Origin of the sequence: Achromobacter sp. GbtcB20, assembly GCF_019091095.1 — a bacterium.
Lineage (GTDB): Bacteria > Pseudomonadota > Gammaproteobacteria > Burkholderiales > Burkholderiaceae_B > Achromobacter > Achromobacter mucicolens.
Genome location: NZ_JAGXJZ010000976.1, coordinates 1 through 230, shown reverse-complemented (window position 1 = coordinate 230; position 230 = coordinate 1). Strand labels below are relative to the sequence as shown.

Genomic DNA, 230 nt, shown 5'->3' with positions numbered 1-230 from the left:
GAAGTTGGCGCGCGCCAGCCGCACGAAGTTCCCGATCTCGTTAAGGAGGTCCTTCGGATTGGCGATGCCCGCCGGCTTCTCGATCTTATCCAGCTCATCGTACAGCGCGCTACGGTCGAAGCTTTCGCCGGTTTCGGGATCGCGGAATTCCTAGTCCTGGATCCAGCAGTCGGCAAACGTCACGTGGCGGACGAAGATGTTCTGGCCGTACCCGGAGTAGGACTCCAGGT

The 230-nt window shown here is 60.4% G+C and carries 1 pseudogene; it reads right to left on the bottom strand.

Annotated features, from left to right (window positions below):
* Positions 1–230, bottom strand: a pseudogene (locus tag KVT32_RS31895) (PrkA family serine protein kinase); the annotation flags it as partial.